Source organism: Pseudomonas sp. LBUM1640, assembly GCF_059716225.1.
In genome coordinates, this window is sequence record NZ_CP166816.1 from 6,189,679 (window position 1) to 6,211,143 (window position 21,465).

The window sequence follows — 21,465 nt, forward strand, 5'->3', positions numbered from 1 at the left end:
TCCTTACTCAGCACTGCTGCTGAAATCGAGATCTTGGCCTGGCTGAAGGGAGATAACTGCCTTCTTCCAGTCATTACGCTTGCCCAGACCGCGAGCAGTGCGCTTGCTCTTACCCAGAACATTCAGGGTAGTAACACGCTCTACTTTCACGCTGAACAGGCTTTCGACGGCCTTCTTGATTTCCAGCTTGGTTGCGTCAGTTGCAACCTTGAAAACGAACTGGCCTTTCTTGTCAGCCAGAACCGTAGCCTTTTCGGAAACGTGCGGGCCAAGCAGAACTTTAAATACGCGTTCCTGGTTCATCCCAGCAGCTCCTCGAATTTCTTCACGGCCGACACGGTGATCAACACCTTGTCGTATGCGATCAGACTAACTGGATCGGAACCTTGCACGTCACGTACATCAACGTGTGGCAGGTTGCGAGCAGCCAGGTACAGGTTCTGATCAACAGCTTCGGACACGATCAAAACGTCGGTCAGGCTCATGTTGTTCAGTTTGCCCAGCAGATCTTTGGTTTTTGGACTTTCAACAGCGAAGTCCTGAACCACGACCAGACGATCAGTACGCACGAGTTCAGCAAGGATGGAGCGCAGAGCTGCGCGGTACATCTTCTTGTTGAGCTTCTGAGTGTGATCCTGCGGACGAGCTGCGAAAGTGGTACCGCCGCCACGCCAGATTGGGCTACGGATAGTACCGGCACGAGCGCGGCCAGTACCTTTCTGACGCCAAGGGCGCTTACCGCCACCACGTACGTCGGAACGGGTCTTTTGCTGCTTGCTACCTTGACGGCCGCCGGCCATGTAGGCCACGACTGCTTGGTGAACCAGCGTCTCGTTGAATTCGCCGCCAAATGTCAGTTCGGAAACTTCGATCGCTTGAGCGTCATTTACATTTAATTGCATGTCAGCTTCCCCTTAACCGCGAGCCTTGGCCGCTGGACGTACAACCAGGTTGCCGCCAGTAGCGCCAGGAACAGCACCCTTGACCAACAACAGATTGCGTTCAGCGTCGACGCGCACTACTTCTAGGGACTGCACGGTCACGCGCTCAGCGCCCATATGACCGGACATTTTTTTGCCCTTGAATACACGACCAGGAGTCTGGCACTGGCCAATAGAGCCCGGGACGCGGTGGGAAACGGAGTTACCGTGAGTGTTGTCTTGCCCACGGAAATTCCAACGCTTGATCGTACCCTGGAAGCCTTTACCTTTGGACTGACCGGTTACATCAACCAGTTGACCAGCAGCGAAGATTTCAGCGTTGATCAGATCGCCAGCCTGGTAGTCGCCATCTTCAAGACGGAACTCCATAACAGTGCGACCAGCTGCAACGTTTGCTTTAGCGAAGTGACCTGCCTGAGCAGCAGTCACGCGCGAAGCACGACGCTCGCCGACAGTGACTTGCACTGCACGATAGCCATCGGTCTCTTCAGTTTTGAACTGGGTGACGCGATTCGGTTCGATCTCAATGACCGTGACCGGAATGGAGACACCTTCTTCGGTGAAAATACGGGTCATACCGCATTTACGACCGACTACACCAATAGTCATGTTGTAAACCTCATGAGTGTACGGGGCTTTCACCCGCTATGGCCGCCCATTTCAGAGCGTTACACGACTAAGACCCAAGTCTTAGCCGAGGCTGATCTGTACTTCCACACCGGCCGCCAGATCAAGCTTCATAAGTGCATCAACGGTTTTATCCGTTGGCTGGACGATGTCCAGAACGCGCTTATGAGTACGGATCTCGTACTGGTCACGCGCGTCTTTGTTGACGTGCGGGGAGACCAGAACGGTGAACCGCTCTTTACGGGTAGGCAGTGGAATTGGACCACGCACTTGAGCACCAGTACGTTTCGCGGTTTCCACGATTTCCTGGGTGGATTGGTCGATCAGGCGATGGTCAAAAGCCTTCAACCTGATACGGATTTGCTGATTTTGCATTGGATTTCAGACTCCGGCTGCTATTCCCAGCGAGCGCAATACGCCCGTTAAAAGGAGGCGCAATTCTATAGACGGCCTACATAGGTGTCAACCCAATAAAAAAGGCCCCCGCTAAGCGGGGGCCTCCTCAAAACATCAAGGCTATCTCAGAAGAGATAATTACTCGATGATTTTAGCTACAACGCCAGCACCAACGGTACGGCCGCCTTCACGGATAGCGAAGCGCAGACCGTCTTCCATTGCGATGGTTTTGATCAGGGTAACAACCATTTTGATGTTGTCGCCTGGCATAACCATTTCAACGCCTTCCGGCAGCTCGCAGTTACCAGTCACGTCAGTAGTACGGAAGTAGAACTGTGGACGGTAGCCTTTGAAGAACGGAGTGTGACGACCGCCTTCTTCTTTGCTCAGCACGTACACTTCAGCTTCGAACTTGGTGTGCGGCTTAACCGAACCTGGCTTAACCAGAACCTGGCCACGCTCAACGTCGTCACGCTTGGTACCACGCAGCAGAACGCCGCAGTTCTCGCCCGCACGACCTTCGTCGAGCAGTTTACGGAACATTTCAACACCGGTGCAGGTGGTGACGGTAGTGTCACGCAGACCAACGATTTCCAGTGGATCTTGAACCTTAACGATACCGCGCTCGATACGACCAGTTACAACAGTACCGCGACCGGAGATCGAGAATACGTCTTCGATTGGCATCAGGAACGGCTTGTCGATAACACGAACTGGATCTGGGATGTAGCTGTCCAGAGTTTCAACCAGTTTACGAACGGACGTGGTGCCCATTTCGTTGTCGTCTTTGCCTTCCAGAGCCATACGAGCAGAACCGATGATGATCGGAGTGTCGTCGCCTGGGAAGTCGTAAGTGCTCAGCAGATCGCGCACTTCCATCTCAACCAGTTCCAGCAGCTCAGCGTCGTCTACCAGGTCAGCCTTGTTCAGGTAAACCACGATGTACGGAACGCCTACCTGACGGGACAGCAGGATGTGCTCACGGGTTTGTGGCATCGGACCATCAGCGGCCGAGCAAACCAGGATCGCGCCGTCCATCTGGGCAGCACCGGTGATCATGTTCTTCACATAGTCAGCGTGACCTGGGCAGTCAACGTGAGCGTAGTGACGGATCAGCGAGTTGTATTCAACGTGCGCAGTGTTGATGGTGATACCACGAGCTTTTTCTTCTGGTGCGCTGTCGATTTTATCGAAATCAACGATTGCGGAACCGAATACTTCGGAGCAAACGCGAGTCAGAGCAGCAGTCAGAGTGGTTTTACCGTGGTCAACGTGACCGATAGTGCCAACGTTGACGTGCGGTAGGGAACGATCAAATTTTTCTTTAGCCACGACAATTAACTCCTTGCCTAAAGGACTGAATCAGCCTTGTTTTTTGGATACAGTTTCAGCGATGTGCGCCGGAGCTGTGTTGTATTTTTTGAATTCCATAGAGTAGCTTGCGCGACCCTGGGACATGGAGCGAACGTCGGTCGCATAACCGAACATCTCACCCAACGGAACCTCGGCGCGAATCACTTTGCCGGAAACCGTGTCTTCCATACCCAAGATCATGCCGCGACGACGGTTAAGGTCGCCCATGACATCACCCATATAGTCTTCAGGTGTAACAACTTCTACCGCCATGATTGGCTCAAGCAACTCACCACCGCCCTTCTGGGCCAGTTGCTTGGTTGCCATGGAAGCAGCCACCTTAAACGCCATCTCGTTGGAGTCGACGTCGTGGTAAGAACCGTCAAAAACGGTTGCTTTCAGGCCGATCAGCGGATAGCCGGCAACAACACCGTTCTTCATCTGCTCTTCGATACCCTTCTGGATAGCCGGGATGTATTCCTTAGGAACAACACCACCAACTACTTCGTTCACGAATTGCAGACCTTCCTGACCTTCGTCAGCAGGTGCAAAACGGATCCAGCAGTGACCGAACTGACCACGACCGCCGGACTGACGAACGAACTTGCCTTCGATTTCGCAATTCTTCGTGATGCGCTCACGATAGGAAACCTGAGGCTTACCGATGTTGGCTTCGACGTTGAACTCACGGCGCATCCGGTCAACCAGGATGTCCAGGTGCAGCTCGCCCATGCCGGAGATGATCGTTTGACCAGTCTCTTCATCAGTTTTGACGCGGAAAGATGGATCTTCCTGAGCAAGCTTGCCCAGAGCGATACCCATTTTTTCCTGGTCATCCTTAGTCTTAGGCTCTACGGCAACCGAAATAACCGGCTCCGGGAAGTCCATACGAACCAGGATGATTGGCTTGTCAGCGTTGCACAAAGTTTCGCCAGTAGTGACGTCCTTCATGCCGATCAAGGCCGCGATGTCACCAGCGCGTACTTCCTTGATCTCTTCGCGGGCGTTTGCGTGCATTTGCACCATACGACCCACGCGCTCTTTCTTACCCTTAACCGAGTTGATCACGCCGTCGCCGGAGTTCAACACGCCCGAGTAAACGCGGACGAAGGTCAAGGTACCCACGAATGGGTCAGTGGCAATTTTAAATGCCAGAGCGGAGAACGGTTCTGCGTCGTCTGCATGACGCTCCAGCTCGATAGTCTCGTCATCCGGGTCAGTACCCTTGATGGCAGGAATATCCACTGGTGCCGGCAGGTAGTCGATCACAGCATCGAGAACCAGGGGAACGCCCTTGTTCTTGAACGAGGAGCCGCAAACAGCCAAGACGATCTCACCAGCGATAGTACGCTGACGCAGAGCGGCCTTGATTTCCACGTTGGTGAGTTCTTCACCTTCGAGGTACTTGTTCATCAGTTCTTCGTTGGCTTCGGCCGCAGCTTCAACCATGTTGTTGCGCCATTCGTCAGCCAGTTCCTGCAGCTCAGCAGGGATAGGCTTGCGAACAGGAACCATACCTTTGTCAGCGTCGTTCCAATAAACAGCTTCCATGGTCAGCAGATCGATCTGGCCTTGGAAGTTGTCTTCGGAACCGATAGCCAACTGGATTGGCACCGGGGTGTGACCCAAGCGCTGTTTGATCTGACCGATCACACGCAGGAAGTTAGCACCAGCACGGTCCATCTTGTTTACGTAAACAAGACGTGGAACGCCGTATTTGTTGGCTTGACGCCATACGGTTTCCGACTGAGGCTCAACACCCGAGGTACCGCAGAACACAACCACAGCGCCGTCGAGTACGCGCAGGGAACGTTCAACTTCAATAGTGAAGTCTACGTGGCCCGGGGTATCGATTACGTTGAAGCGGTGCTCATCCTTGTACTGCTTCTCGGAACCTTTCCAGAAGGCGGTAATAGCAGCAGAAGTAATGGTAATACCACGCTCCTGCTCCTGAACCATCCAGTCTGTGGTCGCGGCGCCGTCATGCACCTCGCCCATCTTGTGACTTTTGCCGGTGTAAAACAGTACGCGCTCGGTGGTGGTGGTTTTACCAGCATCCACGTGAGCAACGATACCGATGTTACGGTAGCGGCTAATCGGAGTAGTACGAGCCATAAAGCCCTCGCAAAATTAGTGAAGCTAAGATTAGAAGCGGTAGTGCGAGAAAGCTTTGTTAGCTTCAGCCATACGGTGCACGTCTTCACGCTTCTTAACAGCAGCACCTTTACCTTCAGCAGCGTCCAACAGTTCGCCAGCCAAACGCAGAGCCATAGACTTCTCGCCGCGCTTACGGGCGAAGTCTACCAACCAGCGCATTGCCAGAGCGTTACGACGGGACGGACGAACTTCGACCGGAACCTGGTAAGTAGCACCGCCTACACGGCGCGACTTCACTTCGACCAGCGGAGCGATGGCGTCGAGAGCTTTCTCGAAGATTTCCAGGGGGTCGCTGTTCTTGCGTTCTTTAACCTTTTCCAGCGCGCCATAAACGATACGCTCGGCAACGGCTTTCTTGCCGCTTTCCATCACGTGGTTCATGAACTTGGCCAGAATTTGGCTTCCGTATTTTGGATCGTCAAGCACTTCGCGCTTGGCTGCTACGCGTCTTCTTGGCATGGATAAGCCCTCAAACGGTCTTCAGGTTCGTTCGGAATCAGTGCCCTTTCGGGACGCCTCCGACCTTACTCTTATCGACTCAGAAAATAAGATGATTCAGTTTTACAAAAAGCCGCTACTACTTAGGCTTCTTGGTACCGTACTTCGAACGACCCTGGTTACGACCTTTAACGCCGGAAGTATCCAAGGAGCCGCGTACGGTGTGATAACGAACACCTGGCAAGTCTTTTACACGACCGCCGCGGATCAGTACCACGCTGTGCTCTTGCAGGTTGTGGCCTTCACCGCCGATGTACGAGGAAACCTCGAAACCGTTGGTCAGGCGCACACGGCATACTTTACGCAGTGCCGAGTTAGGTTTTTTCGGCGTAGTGGTATACACGCGAGTGCATACGCCACGACGTTGCGGGCAGTTCTGCAGCGCAGGTACGTCGGATTTCTCGACGATACGCTTACGCGGCTGACGTACCAGCTGGTTGATAGTTGCCATCTACTAGCTCCACTGTTGTCTTGCGACGCTATTGTCTTGCAAGAAAAGCAAAATGGCAGGAACGAATTCCCGCCAAATTTAGGGGTACAAGAGTCTAAAGAGGATCTTGTCCCCAGTCAAGGCAAGGCCCCGACCTCCCCTCTCATCGAACCGGGGCAAAATTGCCTCGATCCGACGAATGGGGCTGCCAGGGCCCAGACTTATTTATCGCAGAACTCAGTTACCGCTTGAGTTAAGCGCTTCGGTCAGTGCAGCTTCCACTTCACTGGCGCTTACGCGCAGCGGCTTGTCAGCATCACGGCGGCGCTTACGCTCGCTGTGGTAAGCCAAACCGGTACCTGCCGGGATCAGACGACCCACGACCACGTTTTCTTTCAGGCCGCGCAGGTAATCGCGCTTGCCGGTTACCGCTGCTTCGGTCAGTACGCGAGTGGTCTCCTGGAAGGAGGCCGCCGAGATGAACGACTCAGTGGACAACGACGCCTTGGTGATACCCAGCAACACACGAGTGAACTTGGAGACAAATTTGTCATCCGCGCCCAGACGTTCGTTTTCTACCAGTACGTGAGTCAGTTCCATCTGGTCGCCCTTGATGAAACTGGAATCGCCGGATTCAGCGATTTCAACTTTACGCAGCATCTGACGCAGGATGGTCTCGATGTGCTTATCGTTGATCTTCACGCCTTGCAGACGGTAAACGTCCTGGATCTCGTTAACGATGTACTTGGCCAGCGCACTCACACCCAGCAGACGCAGGATGTCGTGTGGATCGCTTGGGCCGTCGGAGATAACTTCGCCGCGGTTTACCTGTTCGCCTTCGAAGACGTTCAGGTGACGCCACTTCGGAATCAGCTCTTCGTACGGATCGGTACCGTCGTTCGGGGTAATGACCAGACGGCGCTTGCCCTTGGTCTCTTTACCGAACGCGATGGTGCCGCTGACTTCAGCCAGAATCGACGCTTCTTTCGGACGACGAGCTTCGAACAAGTCGGCAACACGCGGCAGACCACCGGTGATGTCACGGGTCTTCGAAGTTTCTTGCGGGATACGCGCGATAACATCACCGATCGCGATCTTCGCACCATCCGCTACACCGACCAGGGCGTTGGCTGGCAGGAAGTACTGAGCGATCACGTCAGTGCCTGGCAGCAACAAGTCCTTGCCGTTGTCATCGACCATCTTAACGGCAGGACGGATGTCTTTACCGGCAGCTGGACGGTCTTTGGCGTCGAGTACTTCAATGTTGGTCATACCGGTCAATTCGTCAGTCTGACGCTTGATCGTGATGCCTTCTTCCATGCCCACGTAGGTCACGGTACCTTTCATTTCGGTAACGATTGGGTGAGTGTGCGGATCCCACTTGGCCACGATTGCGCCAGCGTCGACCTTGTCACCTTCTTTAACCGAAATCACAGCACCGTACGGCAGCTTGTAACGCTCACGCTCACGACCGTAGTCATCAGCGATGGCCAGCTCACCGGAACGGGACACAGCAACCAGGCAACCATCCACTCGCTCAACGTGCTTCAGGTTGTGCAGACGGACAGTACCGCCATTCTTCACCTGAACGCTGTCGGCTGCGGAGGTCCGGCTTGCCGCACCACCAATGTGGAACGTACGCATGGTCAGCTGGGTACCCGGCTCACCGATGGACTGGGCAGCGATAACGCCGACCGCTTCACCGATGTTCACCTGGTGACCACGAGCCAAGTCACGGCCGTAGCACTTGGCGCAAATGCCGTAGCGGGTTTCGCAGCTGATCGGCGAGCGAACAATCACTTCGTCGATGCTGTTGAGTTCGATGAACTCGACCCACTTCTCGTCTACCAGGGTGCCGGCAGGAACGATGATTTCCTCGGTACCTGGCTTGAATACGTCACGGGCGATTACTCGACCCAGTACGCGCTCACCCAACGGCTCTACAACGTCGCCGCCTTCGATGTGCGGAGTCATCAGCAGGCCGTGTTCGGTCCCGCAGTCGACTTCAGTCACAACCAAGTCTTGCGCAACGTCTACCAGACGACGAGTCAGGTAACCGGAGTTAGCGGTTTTCAACGCCGTATCCGCCAGACCTTTACGAGCACCGTGAGTAGAGATGAAGTACTGAAGTACGCTCAAACCTTCACGGAAGTTCGCAGTAATCGGCGTTTCGATGATGGAACCGTCCGGCTTGGCCATCAGGCCACGCATACCGGCGAGCTGACGGATCTGCGCAGCAGAACCCCGTGCGCCCGAGTCGGCCATCATGTACATCGAGTTGAACGACTCTTGATCGACTTCTACGCCATGACGGTCGATAACCTTCTCTTTCGAGAGGTTAGCCATCATCGCCTTCGACACTTCGTCGTTGGCCTTGGACCAAAGGTCGATCACTTTGTTGTACTTCTCGCCCTGGGTTACCAGGCCGGAGGCGTACTGGCTTTCGATTTCCTTCACTTCATCGGTAGCAGCACTGATGATCTGGGCTTTTTCATCCGGGATAACGAAGTCGTTAACACCGATGGAAACGCCGGAAATGGTCGAGTAAGCAAAACCGGTGTACATCAACTGGTCAGCGAAGATCACGGTCTCTTTCAAACCAACCACGCGGTAGCACTGGTTGATCAGCTTGGAGATCGCCTTTTTCTTCATCGGCAAGTTAACGACGTCGTACGACAGGCCTTTTGGCACAACTTGATACAACAGCGCACGGCCGACAGTGGTGTCGACGATACGGGTGCCGCTCACGCTGCCGCCGTCACGGTCGTTGACGGTTTCGTTGATCCGCACTTTAACCTTTGCATGCAGTGCGGCTTCGCCGGCACGGAACACACGGTCAACTTCTTGCAGGTCAGCGAACACACGACCTTCGCCTTTGGCGTTGATCGCTTCACGGGTCATGTAGTACAGACCCAATACAACGTCCTGGGACGGAACGATGATTGGCTCACCGTTGGCTGGCGACAGAATGTTGTTGGTCGACATCATCAACGCACGCGCTTCCAACTGGGCTTCCAGTGTCAGCGGTACGTGCACGGCCATTTGGTCGCCGTCGAAGTCGGCGTTGTACGCAGCACAGACCAGAGGGTGCAGCTGGATAGCCTTACCTTCGATCAGTACCGGTTCAAACGCCTGGATACCCAGACGGTGAAGGGTCGGTGCACGGTTGAGGAGAACCGGGTGTTCGCGAATCACTTCAGCAAGAACGTCCCAAACCTCTGGCAGTTCGCGCTCGACCATTTTCTTGGCCGCTTTGATGGTGGTCGCGAGACCGCGCATTTCCAGCTTGCCGAAGATGAATGGCTTGAACAGCTCAAGAGCCATCTTCTTAGGCAGACCGCACTGGTGCAGACGCAGGGTCGGGCCTACGGTAATTACCGAACGACCGGAGTAGTCAACACGCTTACCGAGCAAGTTCTGACGGAAACGACCTTGCTTACCCTTGATCATGTCAGCCAGGGATTTCAGAGGACGCTTGTTCGAACCGGTGATAGCGCGGCCACGACGACCGTTGTCGAGCAGTGCATCGACAGCTTCCTGCAACATACGCTTTTCGTTGCGCACGATGATGTCCGGAGCGGACAGATCAAGCAGGCGCTTCAAGCGGTTGTTACGGTTGATCACGCGGCGGTACAGGTCGTTGAGGTCGGAGGTCGCGAAACGACCACCGTCCAACGGTACCAGCGGACGCAGGTCTGGCGGCAGAACCGGCAGAACGGTCAGCACCATCCACTCTGGCAAGTTGCCGGAACCCTGGAAGGCTTCCATCAACTTCAGACGCTTGGACAGTTTCTTGATCTTGGTTTCGGAGTTGGTTTGCGGAATTTCTTCACGCAGACGGCCAATCTCGTGTTCCAGGTCGATAGCGTGCAGCAGTTCACGGACGGCTTCAGCACCCATACGGGCATCGAAATCGTCGCCGAACTCTTCCAGCGCTTCGAAGTACTGCTCGTCGTTCAGCAACTGACCTTTTTCAAGGGTGGTCATGCCTGGATCGATAACGACATAGCTCTCGAAGTAGAGAACGCGTTCGATATCACGCAGGGTCATGTCCATCAGCAAGCCGATACGCGACGGCAGCGATTTCAGGAACCAGATGTGGGCAACCGGCGAAGCCAGTTCGATGTGCGCCATGCGCTCACGACGAACTTTAGCCAGTGCAACTTCAACGCCGCACTTCTCGCAGATCACACCACGGTGCTTCAAGCGCTTGTACTTACCGCACAGGCACTCGTAATCCTTTACCGGGCCAAAGATCTTGGCGCAGAACAGGCCGTCACGTTCTGGTTTGAACGTACGGTAGTTAATGGTTTCCGGCTTTTTAACTTCACCGAACGACCACGAACGGATCATCTCAGGCGATGCCAATCCAATACGGATGGCGTCGAACTCTTCGACTTGACCCTGGTTTTTCAGCAAATTCAGTAGGTCTTTCAAGGCCTTTCCTCCTGGCGGAGCAGAGAGCGGGCTAAACAGCCCCGCCCTCGATTCGCGTCACGTGTTATTCGGTTTCCAGATCGATATCGATGCCGAGGGAACGAATTTCTTTGATCAACACGTTGAAGGACTCGGGCATGCCCGGCTCCATACGGTGATCGCCGTCCACGATGTTTTTGTACATCTTGGTCCGACCGTTCACATCGTCCGACTTCACTGTGAGCATTTCTTGCAGAGTGTAAGCAGCACCGTATGCTTCCAGTGCCCAGACCTCCATCTCCCCGAAACGCTGACCACCGAACTGAGCCTTACCACCCAGCGGCTGCTGGGTAACCAGGCTGTACGAACCGGTAGAACGAGCGTGCATCTTGTCGTCTACCAAGTGGTTCAGCTTCAGCATGTACATGTAGCCAACAGTAACCGGGCGCTCAAACTTGTTGCCGGTACGGCCGTCGAACAGCTGCATCTGGCCGCTTTCTGGCAAATCTGCCAGTTTCAGCATGGCCTTGATTTCGCTTTCCTTGGCACCGTCGAACACCGGGGTAGCCATTGGAACGCCGCCGCGCAGGTTCTTCGCCAGATCCAGGATTTCCTGGTCGGAGAAGGTGTCCAGCTCTTCGTTGCGACCGCCGATCTCGTTGTAGATCTCGTGCAGGAACTTACGCAGGTCTGCGACCTTGCGCTGCTCTTCGATCATACGGTTGATCTTCTCGCCCAGACCTTTGGCCGCGAGGCCCAGGTGGGTTTCAAGGATCTGACCAACGTTCATACGCGAAGGTACGCCCAACGGGTTGAGGACGACGTCGACCGGGGTGCCATTGGCATCGTGCGGCATGTCTTCAACCGGCATGATCACGGAGACCACACCTTTGTTACCGTGACGACCGGCCATCTTGTCGCCCGGCTGGATGCGGCGACGGATTGCCAGGTAAACCTTGACGATTTTCAGCACGCCTGGAGCCAGGTCATCGCCCTGCTGCAGTTTGCGCTTCTTGTCTTCGAACTTGTCGTCCAGCAGACGGCGACGATCAACGATGTAGGCCTGGGCCTTCTCGAGCTGCTCATTCAGAGCATCTTCAGCCATGCGCAGTTTGAACCACTGGCCGTGCTCAAGACCGTCGAGGATTTCGTCGGTGATGTCCTGACCTTTCTTCAGACCTGCGCCGCCTTCAGCCTTGCGGCCTACCAGAGCGGAACGCAGACGTTCGAAGGTCGCGCCTTCAACGATACGGAACTCTTCGTTCAGGTCCTTGCGGATCTCGTCGAGTTGGGTCTTCTCGATGGACAGTGCACGAGCATCACGCTCAACGCCGTCACGGGTGAAGACCTGTACGTCGATGACAGTACCCTTGGTACCGGTAGGTACGCGCAGGGAAGTGTCTTTAACGTCGCTGGCTTTTTCACCGAAGATGGCACGCAACAGCTTCTCTTCCGGAGTCAGCTGGGTCTCGCCTTTCGGAGTGACCTTACCAACCAGGATGTCGCCTGCGCCAACTTCAGCACCTACGTAAACGATACCGGCTTCGTCCAGTTTGTTCAGTGCAGCTTCACCCACGTTCGGGATGTCTGCAGTGATTTCCTCTGGCCCAAGCTTGGTGTCACGTGCCACACAGGTCAGTTCCTGAATGTGGATCGTGGTGAAGCGGTCTTCTTGAACAACACGCTCGGACAGGCAGATGGAGTCTTCGAAGTTGAAGCCGTTCCATGCCATGAACGCGATGCGCATGTTCTGACCCAGTGCCAGCTCACCCATGTCGGTGGACGGGCCATCGGCCATGATGTCGCTACGCTGAACGCGATCACCCTTGCTCACCAGCGGACGCTGGTTGATGCAGGTGTTCTGGTTCGAGCGGGTGTATTTGGTCAGGTTGTAGATGTCGACACCGGCTTCGCCAGTTTCAACTTCGTCATCGGCAACACGCACCACGATACGGCTGGCATCAACAGAGTCGATCACGCCGCCACGACGAGCCACGACGCAAACGCCGGAGTCACGGGCTACGTTACGCTCCATGCCGGTACCTACCAGCGGCTTGTCAGCACGCAGGGTCGGTACAGCTTGACGCTGCATGTTGGAACCCATCAACGCACGGTTGGCGTCATCGTGTTCCAGGAACGGGATCAGCGACGCAGCAACCGAAACTACCTGCTTCGGCGAAACGTCCATCAAGGTGACGTCTTCCGGCGCCTTAACGGTGAACTCGTTCAAGTGACGAACAGCTACCAACTCGTCGATCAGGACTTTCTTGTCGTTCATCGTGGCCGAAGCCTGAGCGATCACGTGATCAGCTTCTTCGATGGCGGACAGGAACACGATCTCGTCGGTGACCAGAGCGTCTTTCACTACACGGTACGGGCTCTCGAGGAAGCCGTACTGGTTAGTGCGCGCATAAGCGGCCAGGGAGTTGATCAGACCGATGTTCGGACCTTCCGGCGTTTCGATCGGGCAAACACGACCGTAGTGCGTCGGGTGAACGTCACGAACTTCAAAGCCTGCACGCTCACGGGTCAGACCGCCCGGGCCCAGTGCGGAAACACGGCGCTTGTGGGTGATCTCGGAGAGCGGGTTGTTTTGGTCCATGAACTGCGAGAGCTGGCTGGAACCGAAGAACTCTTTCACCGCCGCAGCCACTGGCTTGGCGTTGATCAGGTCTTGCGGCATCAGGCCTTCGCTTTCAGCCATCGACAGACGCTCTTTGACCGCACGCTCAACACGTACCAGGCCAACGCGGAACTGGTTCTCGGCCATTTCGCCTACGCAGCGAACACGACGGTTACCCAGGTGGTCGATGTCATCGACGATGCCTTTACCGTTACGGATGTCGACCAGAGTCTTCAGCACCGCGACGATGTCTTCCTTGCACAGCACGCCCGAACCTTCGATCTCGGTACGACCGATACGACGGTTGAACTTCATCCGACCGACCGCAGACAGGTCATAGCGCTCAGGGCTGAAGAACAGGTTGTTGAACAGGGTCTCGGCAGCGTCTTTGGTTGGTGGCTCACCAGGACGCATCATGCGATAGATCTCGACCAGCGCTTCCAATTGGTTGCTGGTGGAGTCGATCTTCAGTGTGTCGGAGATGAACGGACCGCAGTCGATGTCGTTGGTGTACAGGGTCTCGATGCGAACAACCTGGGCCTTGGCGATTTTCGCCAGGATCTCGGTGTTCAGCTCGGTGTTGCACTCAGCCAGGATTTCGCCTGTAGCCGGGTGAACGATGACCTTGGCGGTGGTGCGGCCCAGGACGTAGTCCAGCGGCACGTCCAGCGACTTGATACCGGCTTTCTCGATCTGGTTGATGTGGCGCGCAGTAATACGGCGACCAGCTTCAACGATAACCTTGCCATTCTCATCCTGGATATCCAGGACGGCAATTTCACCACGCAGACGCGAAGCAATCAGTTCCAGGCTGAGGGTTTCATCCTTCAGGCTGAATACGTTGGTGGTGTAGAAAGCATCCAGCACTTGCTCAGTGGTATAGCCGAGCGCGCGCAGCAGTACCGAGGCCGGCAGCTTACGACGACGGTCGATACGCACGAACACGCAGTCTTTCGGGTCGAACTCGAAGTCCAACCACGAGCCGCGGTACGGAATGATCCGCGCGGAGTACAGGAGCTTACCGGAGCTGTGCGTCTTGCCGCGGTCGTGGTCGAAGAACACGCCCGGGGAACGGTGCAGCTGGGAAACGATAACGCGCTCGGTACCGTTGATAACGAAGGTACCGTTTTCAGTCATCAGTGGGATTTCGCCCATGTAGACTTCTTGCTCTTTGATGTCCTTGATCGCTTTGTTCGACGATTCTTTGTCGAAAATGATCAGACGGACTTTTACCCGCAAAGGTACGGCGTACGTAACACCGCGCAACACGCATTCTTTGACATCAAATGCCGGTTCGCCCAGGCGATAACCCACGTACTCCAGCGCAGCATTGCCGGAGTAGCTGATGATCGGGAAAACGGATTTGAAGGCCGCATGCAGGCCCACGTCGCGGAACTGATCTTTAGTCGCTCCCGCTTGCAAGAATTCACGATACGAATCCAGCTGGATAGCCAGAAGGTACGGGACATCCATGACGTCCGGCAACTTGCTAAAGTCCTTGCGGATACGTTTTTTCTCAGTATATGAGTAAGCCATCAGCGTTCCCCAGCTTGGTCACCTGCTTGTTTGGCCCCTCCCGACGGGAGCAGCCAGAAAATCTTGCAAACCCCATGGTTTGCACCACCGCATCGGGTGGCTACAGCGCGTTAATGGCGGCGACCGAGTCGACAGCCAAGAACGGAAAAAGGCCGGTGGCAAGAGCCACCAGCCATCAGCCTTCAGCTTAACGCTTGGGCTGGAGACGCAAGGTCGATGCTTACTTCAGCTCGACTTTAGCGCCTGCTTCTTCCAGCACTGCTTTAGCTTTGTCAGCTGCGTCTTTCGACACTGCTTCCAGAACCTGGGCAGGAGCGCCGTCAACTACAGCCTTGGCTTCTTTCAGGCCCAGACCGGTCAGTTCACGAACTGCCTTGATCACGTTTACTTTCTTCTCGCCAGCTTCCAGCAGCATGACGTTGAATTCGGTTTGCTCTTCAGCAGCAACAGCAGCAACAGCTGGACCAGCGGAAGCAGCGGCAGCGGAAACACCGAATTTTTCTTCGAAAGCTTTGATCAGCTCAACAACCTGCAGAACCGACATTTCAGCTACGGCGTTGAGGATATCGTCTTGGGAGATAGACATTGCTGTAATTCCTGAATTGGGGGACGGCCTACGCGGCCATCGAAATAAACAAAAATACGCGAGAGGAAGTGCTCAGCCTTAGGCTGCGGCAGCTTCTTTTTGCTCGCGAACTGCGGCCAGAGTACGAGCCAACTTGCTGGTAGCGCCTTGAATCACGCTCATCAGCTGAGAAATAGCTTCGTTACGGGTCGGCAGTGTTGCCAGTACGTCGATTTGGTTAGCTGCGAGGAACTTGCCCTCGAACGCAGCTGCCTTGATCTCGAACTTATCCTGACTCTTGGCGAACTCTTTGAACAAACGGGCAGCAGCGCCAGGATGATCAGTGGAGAACGCGATCAGAGTCGGGCCGGTGAACACGTCGTTGAGGACACTGTATTCAGTGTCAGCAACAGCGCGCTTGAGCAGGGTATTACGTACAACACGTACGTAGACGCCAGCTTCACGAGCCTCTTTACGGAGTCCGGTCATAGCGCTTACTGTCACACCACGGGCATCAGCCACGACAGCGGACAGAGCAGCTTTGGCAGCCTCGTTGACTTCAGCGACGATGGCCTTCTTGTCATTGAGATTAATTGCCACGGGTTTAACTCCTGCTTGTTACCGTTTCATCTGGCCGAAGCCGGATGTCGTTTTGGTGTCTGATTCGGTAAGGAACCGGGAGCACCATCTGCGTAGGCTTGTGGTTTAAGACTTGCGCCGCCTACGGTCTTGGATAGCCCCCGCCAGGCAGGGACCCCAATTTTTTCAATTGTCGCGATCTCTCGCGTCAACCTGTGTCTTATACGTCCAGCGAGCCTTGGTCGATGACCAGACCTGGGCCCATAGTGGTGCTCAGGGTAACGCGCTTGACATAGATACCTTTCGAGGAAGCTGGCTTGATACGCTTCAGATCAGCGATCAGGGCTTCAACGTTTTCCTTCAGCTTGACGGCATCGAAGCCGACTTTGCCAACGGAGGTGTGAATGATGCCGTTTTTGTCGGTGCGATAACGAACCTGACCAGCCTTGGCGTTTTTAACCGCGGTAGCTACGTCTGGTGTTACGGTGCCGACTTTAGGGTTAGGCATCAGACCACGTGGACCGAGGATCTGACCCAACTGACCAACAACGCGCATTGCATCCGGGGAAGCAATAACTACGTCGTAGTTCAGGTCGCCGCCTTTCATTTCGGCAGCCAGGTCGTCCATGCCAACGCGATCAGCGCCGGCGGCCAGAGCAGCTTCAGCTGCCGGGCCTTGGGTGAAGACAGCAACACGTACAGTCTTGCCAGTGCCGTGTGGCAGCACAGTAGCGCTACGAACGACCTGGTCGGATTTACGTGGGTCAACACCCAGGTTTACAGCAACGTCAACGGACTCGCTGAACTTGACAGTCGACAGCTCAGTCAGCAGGGCAGCAGCGTCTACAAAGTTGTAGGCCTTGCCTGCTTCGATTTTGCCGGCGATAGCCTTTTGGCGCTTGGTCAGCTTAGCCATTACACACCCTCCACGTTAAGGCCCATGCTACGAGCAGAACCGGCGATGGTACGCACGGCTGCATCCATATCAGCTGCAGTCAGATCCGCGTTTTTGGTTTTCGCGATTTCTTCCAACTGAGCACGAGTTACGGTGCCAACCTTAACGGTGTTAGGACGAGCGGAACCGCTAGTCAGACCTGCAGCCTTCTTCAACAGAACCGAAGCCGGGGTCGACTTGGTTTCGAAAGTGAAGCTACGGTCGCTGTATACAGTGATGATCACTGGAGTCGGCAGACCTGGCTCAAGACCCTGAGTACGGGCGTTGAAGGCCTTGCAGAATTCCATGATGTTCACGCCGTGCTGACCCAGAGCCGGGCCGACAGGTGGACTTGGGTTGGCCTGAGCGGCCTTCACTTGCAGCTTGATGTAAGCGGTAATCTTCTTGGCCATGAGGCACTCCAATTACGGGTTCAAACGCCTCGAAAGGCTCCCCGGTTACTTGCGCGTTTATCCCAGTGACGACAAAACCCCACAGCCTAAGGCTGCGGGGTTGGGATGCTTGCTCAGCTAGACCTTCTCGACCTGGCTGAACTCCAGCTCTACCGGAGTAGAGCGACCGAAAATGAGCACCGCCACTTGGATCCGGCTCTTTTCGTAGTTAACTTCTTCGACAGTACCGTTGAAATCAGCAAACGGACCATCTGTGACACGAACAACCTCACCCGGTTCGAACAATGTCTTCGGCTTAGGCTTGTCGCTACCGTCAGCAACACGACGCAGAATTGCTTCCGCCTCTTTGTCGGTGATCGGAGCAGGCTTATCGGCAGTACCGCCAATGAAACCCATAACACGAGGAGTGTCCTTGACTAAGTGCCAAGTACCTTCATTCATGTCCATCTGAACCAGCACGTAGCCAGGGAAGAACTTGCGTTCGCTTTTGCGCTTCTGACCATTCCGCATTTCAACCACTTCTTCAGTGGGAACCAGAATTTCGCCGAAGCCATCTTCCATGCCTGCCAGCTTTACGCGCTCTAGCAAAGAGCGCATGACATGCTTCTCGTAACCCGAGTAAGCATGCACAACGTACCAACGCTTAGCCACGGGACACCCTTAGCCAACAATCAAGGAAACAAGCCAGCCGAGCAGGGAATCAAGCCCCCACAACAGCAACGCCATAACCAGAACAACAGCCACAACAATCAACGTGGTCTGCGTGGTTTCTTGGCGAGTCGGCCAAACGACTTTACGGATTTCTGTGCGAGCTTCCTTTACCAGAACTGCGAAAGACTTGCCTTTGGCAGTCTGCAGGCCTACAAAGGCAGCTACAGCGGCAAGGGCAAGCAAAGCGAGTACGCGGTACAGGATCGGCGAAGCAGAGTAATACTGATTGCCAACAACGCCTACGACCACCAGTGCGACTACAGCAAGCCACTTGACCAGATCGAAACGAGAGCTTTGAGCTTCAGCCTTAGGAGTCATCTATGAAGATCCTGTGAAAAGAAAGCCAGACACACCAAGTGAATCTGGCAGGTCAGGAGGGAATCGAACCCCCAACCTACGGTTTTGGAGACCGTCGCTCTGCCAATTGAGCTACTGACCTAAAACAAAATCAGGCCGACCATTATGCAGGCCTGAAAAAGACTTTACAACAACCAACCCCAAGAGACTTGAAATCACCCAACATCAAGCCAGGCAGAAGACCATCAAGCCGAGGCCGCTGTTAAAACAAAGGCAGATATTTTCATATCTGCCTTGTTATATGGAGCTCTTGAGCGGATTTGAACCGCTGACCTCACCCTTACCAAGGGTGTGCTCTACCAACTGAGCTACAAGAGCAAAAACACCGTGCACAACCTGCAAACTTGGAGCGGGTAGCGGGAATCGAACCCGCATCATCAGCTTGGAAGGCTGAGGTTCTACCACTAAACTATACCCGCGGAGCTTGCAGCTCACGCTAAAAATGGTGGAGGGGGAAGGATTCGAACCTTCGAAGTCGTAGACGTCAGATTTACAGTCTGATCCCTTTGGCCGCTCGGGAACCCCTCCTAAGCGAGCCGGCATTCTACATCACGCCGGCCTTCTGTCAAGCATTTTCTCATTAAAAATATGAGGTTAGCTGCGTTGACGCTCGCTTCACACTGCAGGCCGTAAAGGTCTTCACTGCGAAGCGGGCGCCATTCTATGCAAACTATTCGACAGTTGCAATGCCTTCGCACAGCATTATTTTATGTTTTAACTCATTGAATTCCTTAGCAAGGTTTTCAAAGGGCAGATCATCCGCAAGACGCCTGCTTTCAGGGGCCACACGGAGCCAATAGCCAGAGGCGTCAGGAGCATTGAGCAGTTGCACCTTGACCCTTATATCCAGGCTCATCAGGCGCTGCTCGAGCGACTGCACTTGCCGCTGATCAGCAAAGCCACCTATGTATAAGCATGTATTTTGTGTCTCGGGAGCTTTTGCTCGATCACGACGCGCTACCGATTCAGAAGACTCACTCAACAGCCGGATGTCCTGCTGGGAGCCTCGATAAAGACTCAAAGGCGTGACGTCCTTGGCGCGCAACGGCGCCTCTTGTTGATGCCAGACGTAATAGAAGGCATTGAGAACAAGCAAAAGCAAAAACAGCCAACGCATAATTACCTCAGGACAAAGGGCACGCCATCGCCAAACCCACAAAAACCAGATCAGGAACAAAGCGTGCCTGCGGTACGGCGTCCGAGACCAGGTCAGCATCCCCCCCCGTTAGGAAAACGGTGAAGTCATCCCCCCAATAACGGCGTGCCAACTCAAGCTGAGTCAATACAAACCCTCTGAGCATCAACGTACAGCCTCGCTCGACAGCTTGAACGGTCGTTCGCCCCGGTGACAGACGCTCCATGGCCTGCTCAGCCGCAGCGTCGTCGTAGCGAATCTTGCGGGTGTGCGTTCGCAACTGGCTGCGCATAAGAGGCAATCCTGGACATATGAAGCCTCCAAGGTGCTCACCATCAGCAGCAATAAAGTCCGCAGTCGCGGCGGTGCCAAAGTCGAGCACCAAACAAGCACCTGGCGCCAGATTGAAACCACCAAGCATCGCTAACCAACGATCAAGCCCAAGACGCTCGAACTCTTCATACCCATTGCGCACTCCGGCCATTTCCCGCGCTGGGGCAGCACAGGAGACCGTGACACCAAAACTCTCCTGCAACGCCTCAACCAGTTTGCCGGTTTCCTCTGAAGCCCGAACACTCACCAGACGGCATTGCGTCAGCAACAGGCCCGCAATTGCAGTCAGACTCTTAATCAATGCGAGATCCGAATCGACAACACCTTCCGCAGAGGCACTAGCCGCCTGCGACTCGAGTAAACGCCACTTGATAAAGCTATTCCCACAGTCGAGCTCAAGAATCATCACGCAGCCTCAGGCTTAACTCACCACCGCTATATATTTTCTCGACACCATCGACGCTCAGACGCAGTGCGCCCTGGTGGTCGATACCCAGCACAATCCCGTCTATCTGGTTGACGCCCGCAATGAGAGACACAGCCCTCCCCTGCCACAAATGATTTCGCTCCCACTCCTCCTGGAGCGCAGAGAAACCAAAGGCCTTATGTCGCTCCAGGTGACTTTGCAGCTGCAGACCCAGCTGCGCAACCAAGTAATTGCGGTCGACTGCAGAGCCTGTTTCCAGCTGTGCGGAGGTCCACTGCTGATCAACCTCAGCAGCCTGCTGCATATTTACGTTAATGCCTATTCCAAGCACAACGTGGCAAATGTCCGCTGGATCTCCGACCAACTCAAGCAAGATACCGGCTATTTTTTTGTGCCCAACCAGGACGTCGTTTGGCCATTTCAAGGCAGCACTCTGCACACCTAATTCACGTAGAGCCTGCATGACAGCCAATCCAACTACGAGACTGAGACCTTCCAGCTGCCGCAGCCCACCCTCGATGCGCAACACAAGGCTGTAATAGACATTCTGAGCGAACGGGCTGACCCACTTGCGGCCTCGCCTACCTCTGCCGGCTGTTTGCTGCTCCGCGAGCACCAGGAATGGCGCATCATTACCCGCCTCGATAAGGCGCAAAGCTTCTGCATTAGTGGAGTCAATAGAGTCTGAGATGTAAACGGGCCACGTCAAAGAAGAGGCATTCGTTTCAATTTCTTCTGCATTCAAGAACACCAACGGGGATGCAAGCTGATATCCCTTACCACGGATCTTGTGAATGGGCAGATTCAGCTCTGCCTCAAGATGCTGGAGCTGCTTCCAAACCGCACTGCGACTGACACCCAAGGCGGCACCCAGCGCTTCTCCGGAATGGAATCGGCCATCTTTAAGAAGTTCTAACAACGTCAGCATGCAAGTATCGCCTCACAATGAGGCACGCATGATAGCCATGCATAAGGCCATTGCATAGAAAGGCCGAGATTTGAGCACTGGAAGGCGGGACTTTGCTGATAGAGGT

The 21,465-nt window shown here is 54.8% G+C and carries 19 protein-coding genes and 4 tRNA genes; all 23 read right to left on the reverse strand.

Annotation, left to right across the window (positions count from 1 at the left end):
- Positions 1-3: 3 nt before the first annotated feature.
- Entirely contained in the window at positions 4-303 is a 300-nt protein-coding gene (gene rplW, locus ACA065_RS27560) for a 50S ribosomal protein L23 (RefSeq protein ID WP_002555488.1), read from the reverse strand.
- A complete protein-coding gene (rplD, locus tag ACA065_RS27565; RefSeq protein ID WP_017135963.1) occupies positions 300-902 on the reverse strand; it encodes a 50S ribosomal protein L4 in 603 nt (200 codons plus the stop codon). Before rplD ends, rplW begins: the two co-directional genes overlap by 4 nt.
- A gap of 12 nt (positions 903-914) precedes the next feature.
- Complete coding sequence (rplC, locus tag ACA065_RS27570; protein ID WP_003194649.1) at positions 915-1,550, reverse strand: 50S ribosomal protein L3; 636 nt, start codon at positions 1,548-1,550, stop codon at positions 915-917.
- A gap of 81 nt (positions 1,551-1,631) precedes the next feature.
- Positions 1,632-1,943: a 30S ribosomal protein S10 gene (gene rpsJ / locus ACA065_RS27575; RefSeq protein ID WP_003186070.1), complete on the reverse strand. Its 312-nt coding sequence runs from the start codon at positions 1,941-1,943 to the stop codon at positions 1,632-1,634.
- Between the two features lie 159 nt (positions 1,944-2,102).
- The gene (tuf, locus tag ACA065_RS27580) at positions 2,103-3,296 is read right to left on the reverse strand and encodes an elongation factor Tu (RefSeq protein ID WP_003176426.1); all 1,194 of its coding nucleotides are present in this window, start codon (positions 3,294-3,296) and stop codon (positions 2,103-2,105) included.
- A 30-nt stretch (positions 3,297-3,326) separates the two neighbouring features.
- Positions 3,327-5,432, reverse strand: a complete 2,106-nt coding sequence (gene fusA / locus ACA065_RS27585; RefSeq protein WP_015886136.1) for an elongation factor G — start codon at positions 5,430-5,432, stop codon at positions 3,327-3,329.
- Positions 5,433-5,462: 30 nt separating this feature from the next.
- Complete coding sequence (gene rpsG / locus ACA065_RS27590) at positions 5,463-5,933, reverse strand: 30S ribosomal protein S7 (RefSeq protein ID WP_002555493.1); 471 nt, start codon at positions 5,931-5,933, stop codon at positions 5,463-5,465.
- Between the two features lie 118 nt (positions 5,934-6,051).
- The gene (gene rpsL / locus ACA065_RS27595; RefSeq protein ID WP_002555494.1) at positions 6,052-6,423 is read right to left on the reverse strand and encodes a 30S ribosomal protein S12; all 372 of its coding nucleotides are present in this window, start codon (positions 6,421-6,423) and stop codon (positions 6,052-6,054) included.
- 216 nt (positions 6,424-6,639) lie between these two features.
- Positions 6,640-10,839, reverse strand: a complete 4,200-nt coding sequence (gene rpoC / locus ACA065_RS27600; protein WP_497692322.1) for a DNA-directed RNA polymerase subunit beta' — start codon at positions 10,837-10,839, stop codon at positions 6,640-6,642.
- A gap of 64 nt (positions 10,840-10,903) precedes the next feature.
- Positions 10,904-14,977 carry a DNA-directed RNA polymerase subunit beta gene (rpoB, locus tag ACA065_RS27605; protein ID WP_497692323.1) on the reverse strand — a complete coding sequence of 1,358 codons (4,074 nt, stop codon included), beginning with the start codon at positions 14,975-14,977 and terminating at the stop codon, positions 10,904-10,906.
- A 220-nt stretch (positions 14,978-15,197) separates the two neighbouring features.
- Complete coding sequence (gene rplL, locus ACA065_RS27610) at positions 15,198-15,563, reverse strand: 50S ribosomal protein L7/L12 (protein ID WP_003210093.1); 366 nt, start codon at positions 15,561-15,563, stop codon at positions 15,198-15,200.
- 78 nt (positions 15,564-15,641) lie between these two features.
- The gene (gene rplJ / locus ACA065_RS27615; RefSeq protein WP_083356521.1) at positions 15,642-16,142 is read right to left on the reverse strand and encodes a 50S ribosomal protein L10; all 501 of its coding nucleotides are present in this window, start codon (positions 16,140-16,142) and stop codon (positions 15,642-15,644) included.
- Positions 16,143-16,341: 199 nt separating this feature from the next.
- Positions 16,342-17,037 carry a 50S ribosomal protein L1 gene (gene rplA / locus ACA065_RS27620; protein WP_003232403.1) on the reverse strand — a complete coding sequence of 232 codons (696 nt, stop codon included), beginning with the start codon at positions 17,035-17,037 and terminating at the stop codon, positions 16,342-16,344.
- Positions 17,037-17,468, reverse strand: coding sequence for a 50S ribosomal protein L11 (gene rplK / locus ACA065_RS27625; protein WP_003176435.1), 432 nt, complete (start codon positions 17,466-17,468; stop codon positions 17,037-17,039). Before rplK ends, rplA begins: the two co-directional genes overlap by 1 nt.
- Before the next feature lie 117 nt (positions 17,469-17,585).
- Positions 17,586-18,119, reverse strand: coding sequence for a transcription termination/antitermination protein NusG (gene nusG, locus ACA065_RS27630; protein ID WP_003176436.1), 534 nt, complete (start codon positions 18,117-18,119; stop codon positions 17,586-17,588).
- A 9-nt stretch (positions 18,120-18,128) separates the two neighbouring features.
- Positions 18,129-18,497: a preprotein translocase subunit SecE gene (secE, locus tag ACA065_RS27635; RefSeq protein WP_003194658.1), complete on the reverse strand. Its 369-nt coding sequence runs from the start codon at positions 18,495-18,497 to the stop codon at positions 18,129-18,131.
- A 45-nt stretch (positions 18,498-18,542) separates the two neighbouring features.
- Positions 18,543-18,618: transfer RNA gene (locus ACA065_RS27640), tRNA-Trp, on the reverse strand.
- A gap of 160 nt (positions 18,619-18,778) precedes the next feature.
- A tRNA-Thr gene (locus ACA065_RS27645) sits at positions 18,779-18,854 on the reverse strand.
- Positions 18,855-18,881: 27 nt separating this feature from the next.
- A tRNA-Gly gene (locus ACA065_RS27650) sits at positions 18,882-18,955 on the reverse strand.
- Positions 18,956-18,979: 24 nt separating this feature from the next.
- Positions 18,980-19,064 (reverse strand) — tRNA-Tyr (locus ACA065_RS27655).
- Between the two features lie 142 nt (positions 19,065-19,206).
- Complete coding sequence (locus ACA065_RS27660; RefSeq protein ID WP_497692324.1) at positions 19,207-19,653, reverse strand: hypothetical protein; 447 nt, start codon at positions 19,651-19,653, stop codon at positions 19,207-19,209.
- 7 nt (positions 19,654-19,660) lie between these two features.
- The gene (locus ACA065_RS27665) at positions 19,661-20,410 is read right to left on the reverse strand and encodes a pantothenate kinase (protein WP_497692325.1); all 750 of its coding nucleotides are present in this window, start codon (positions 20,408-20,410) and stop codon (positions 19,661-19,663) included.
- Positions 20,400-21,359: a bifunctional biotin--[acetyl-CoA-carboxylase] ligase/biotin operon repressor BirA gene (gene birA / locus ACA065_RS27670; protein ID WP_497692326.1), complete on the reverse strand. Its 960-nt coding sequence runs from the start codon at positions 21,357-21,359 to the stop codon at positions 20,400-20,402. Before birA ends, ACA065_RS27665 begins: the two co-directional genes overlap by 11 nt.
- Positions 21,360-21,465: the final 106 nt, after the last annotated feature.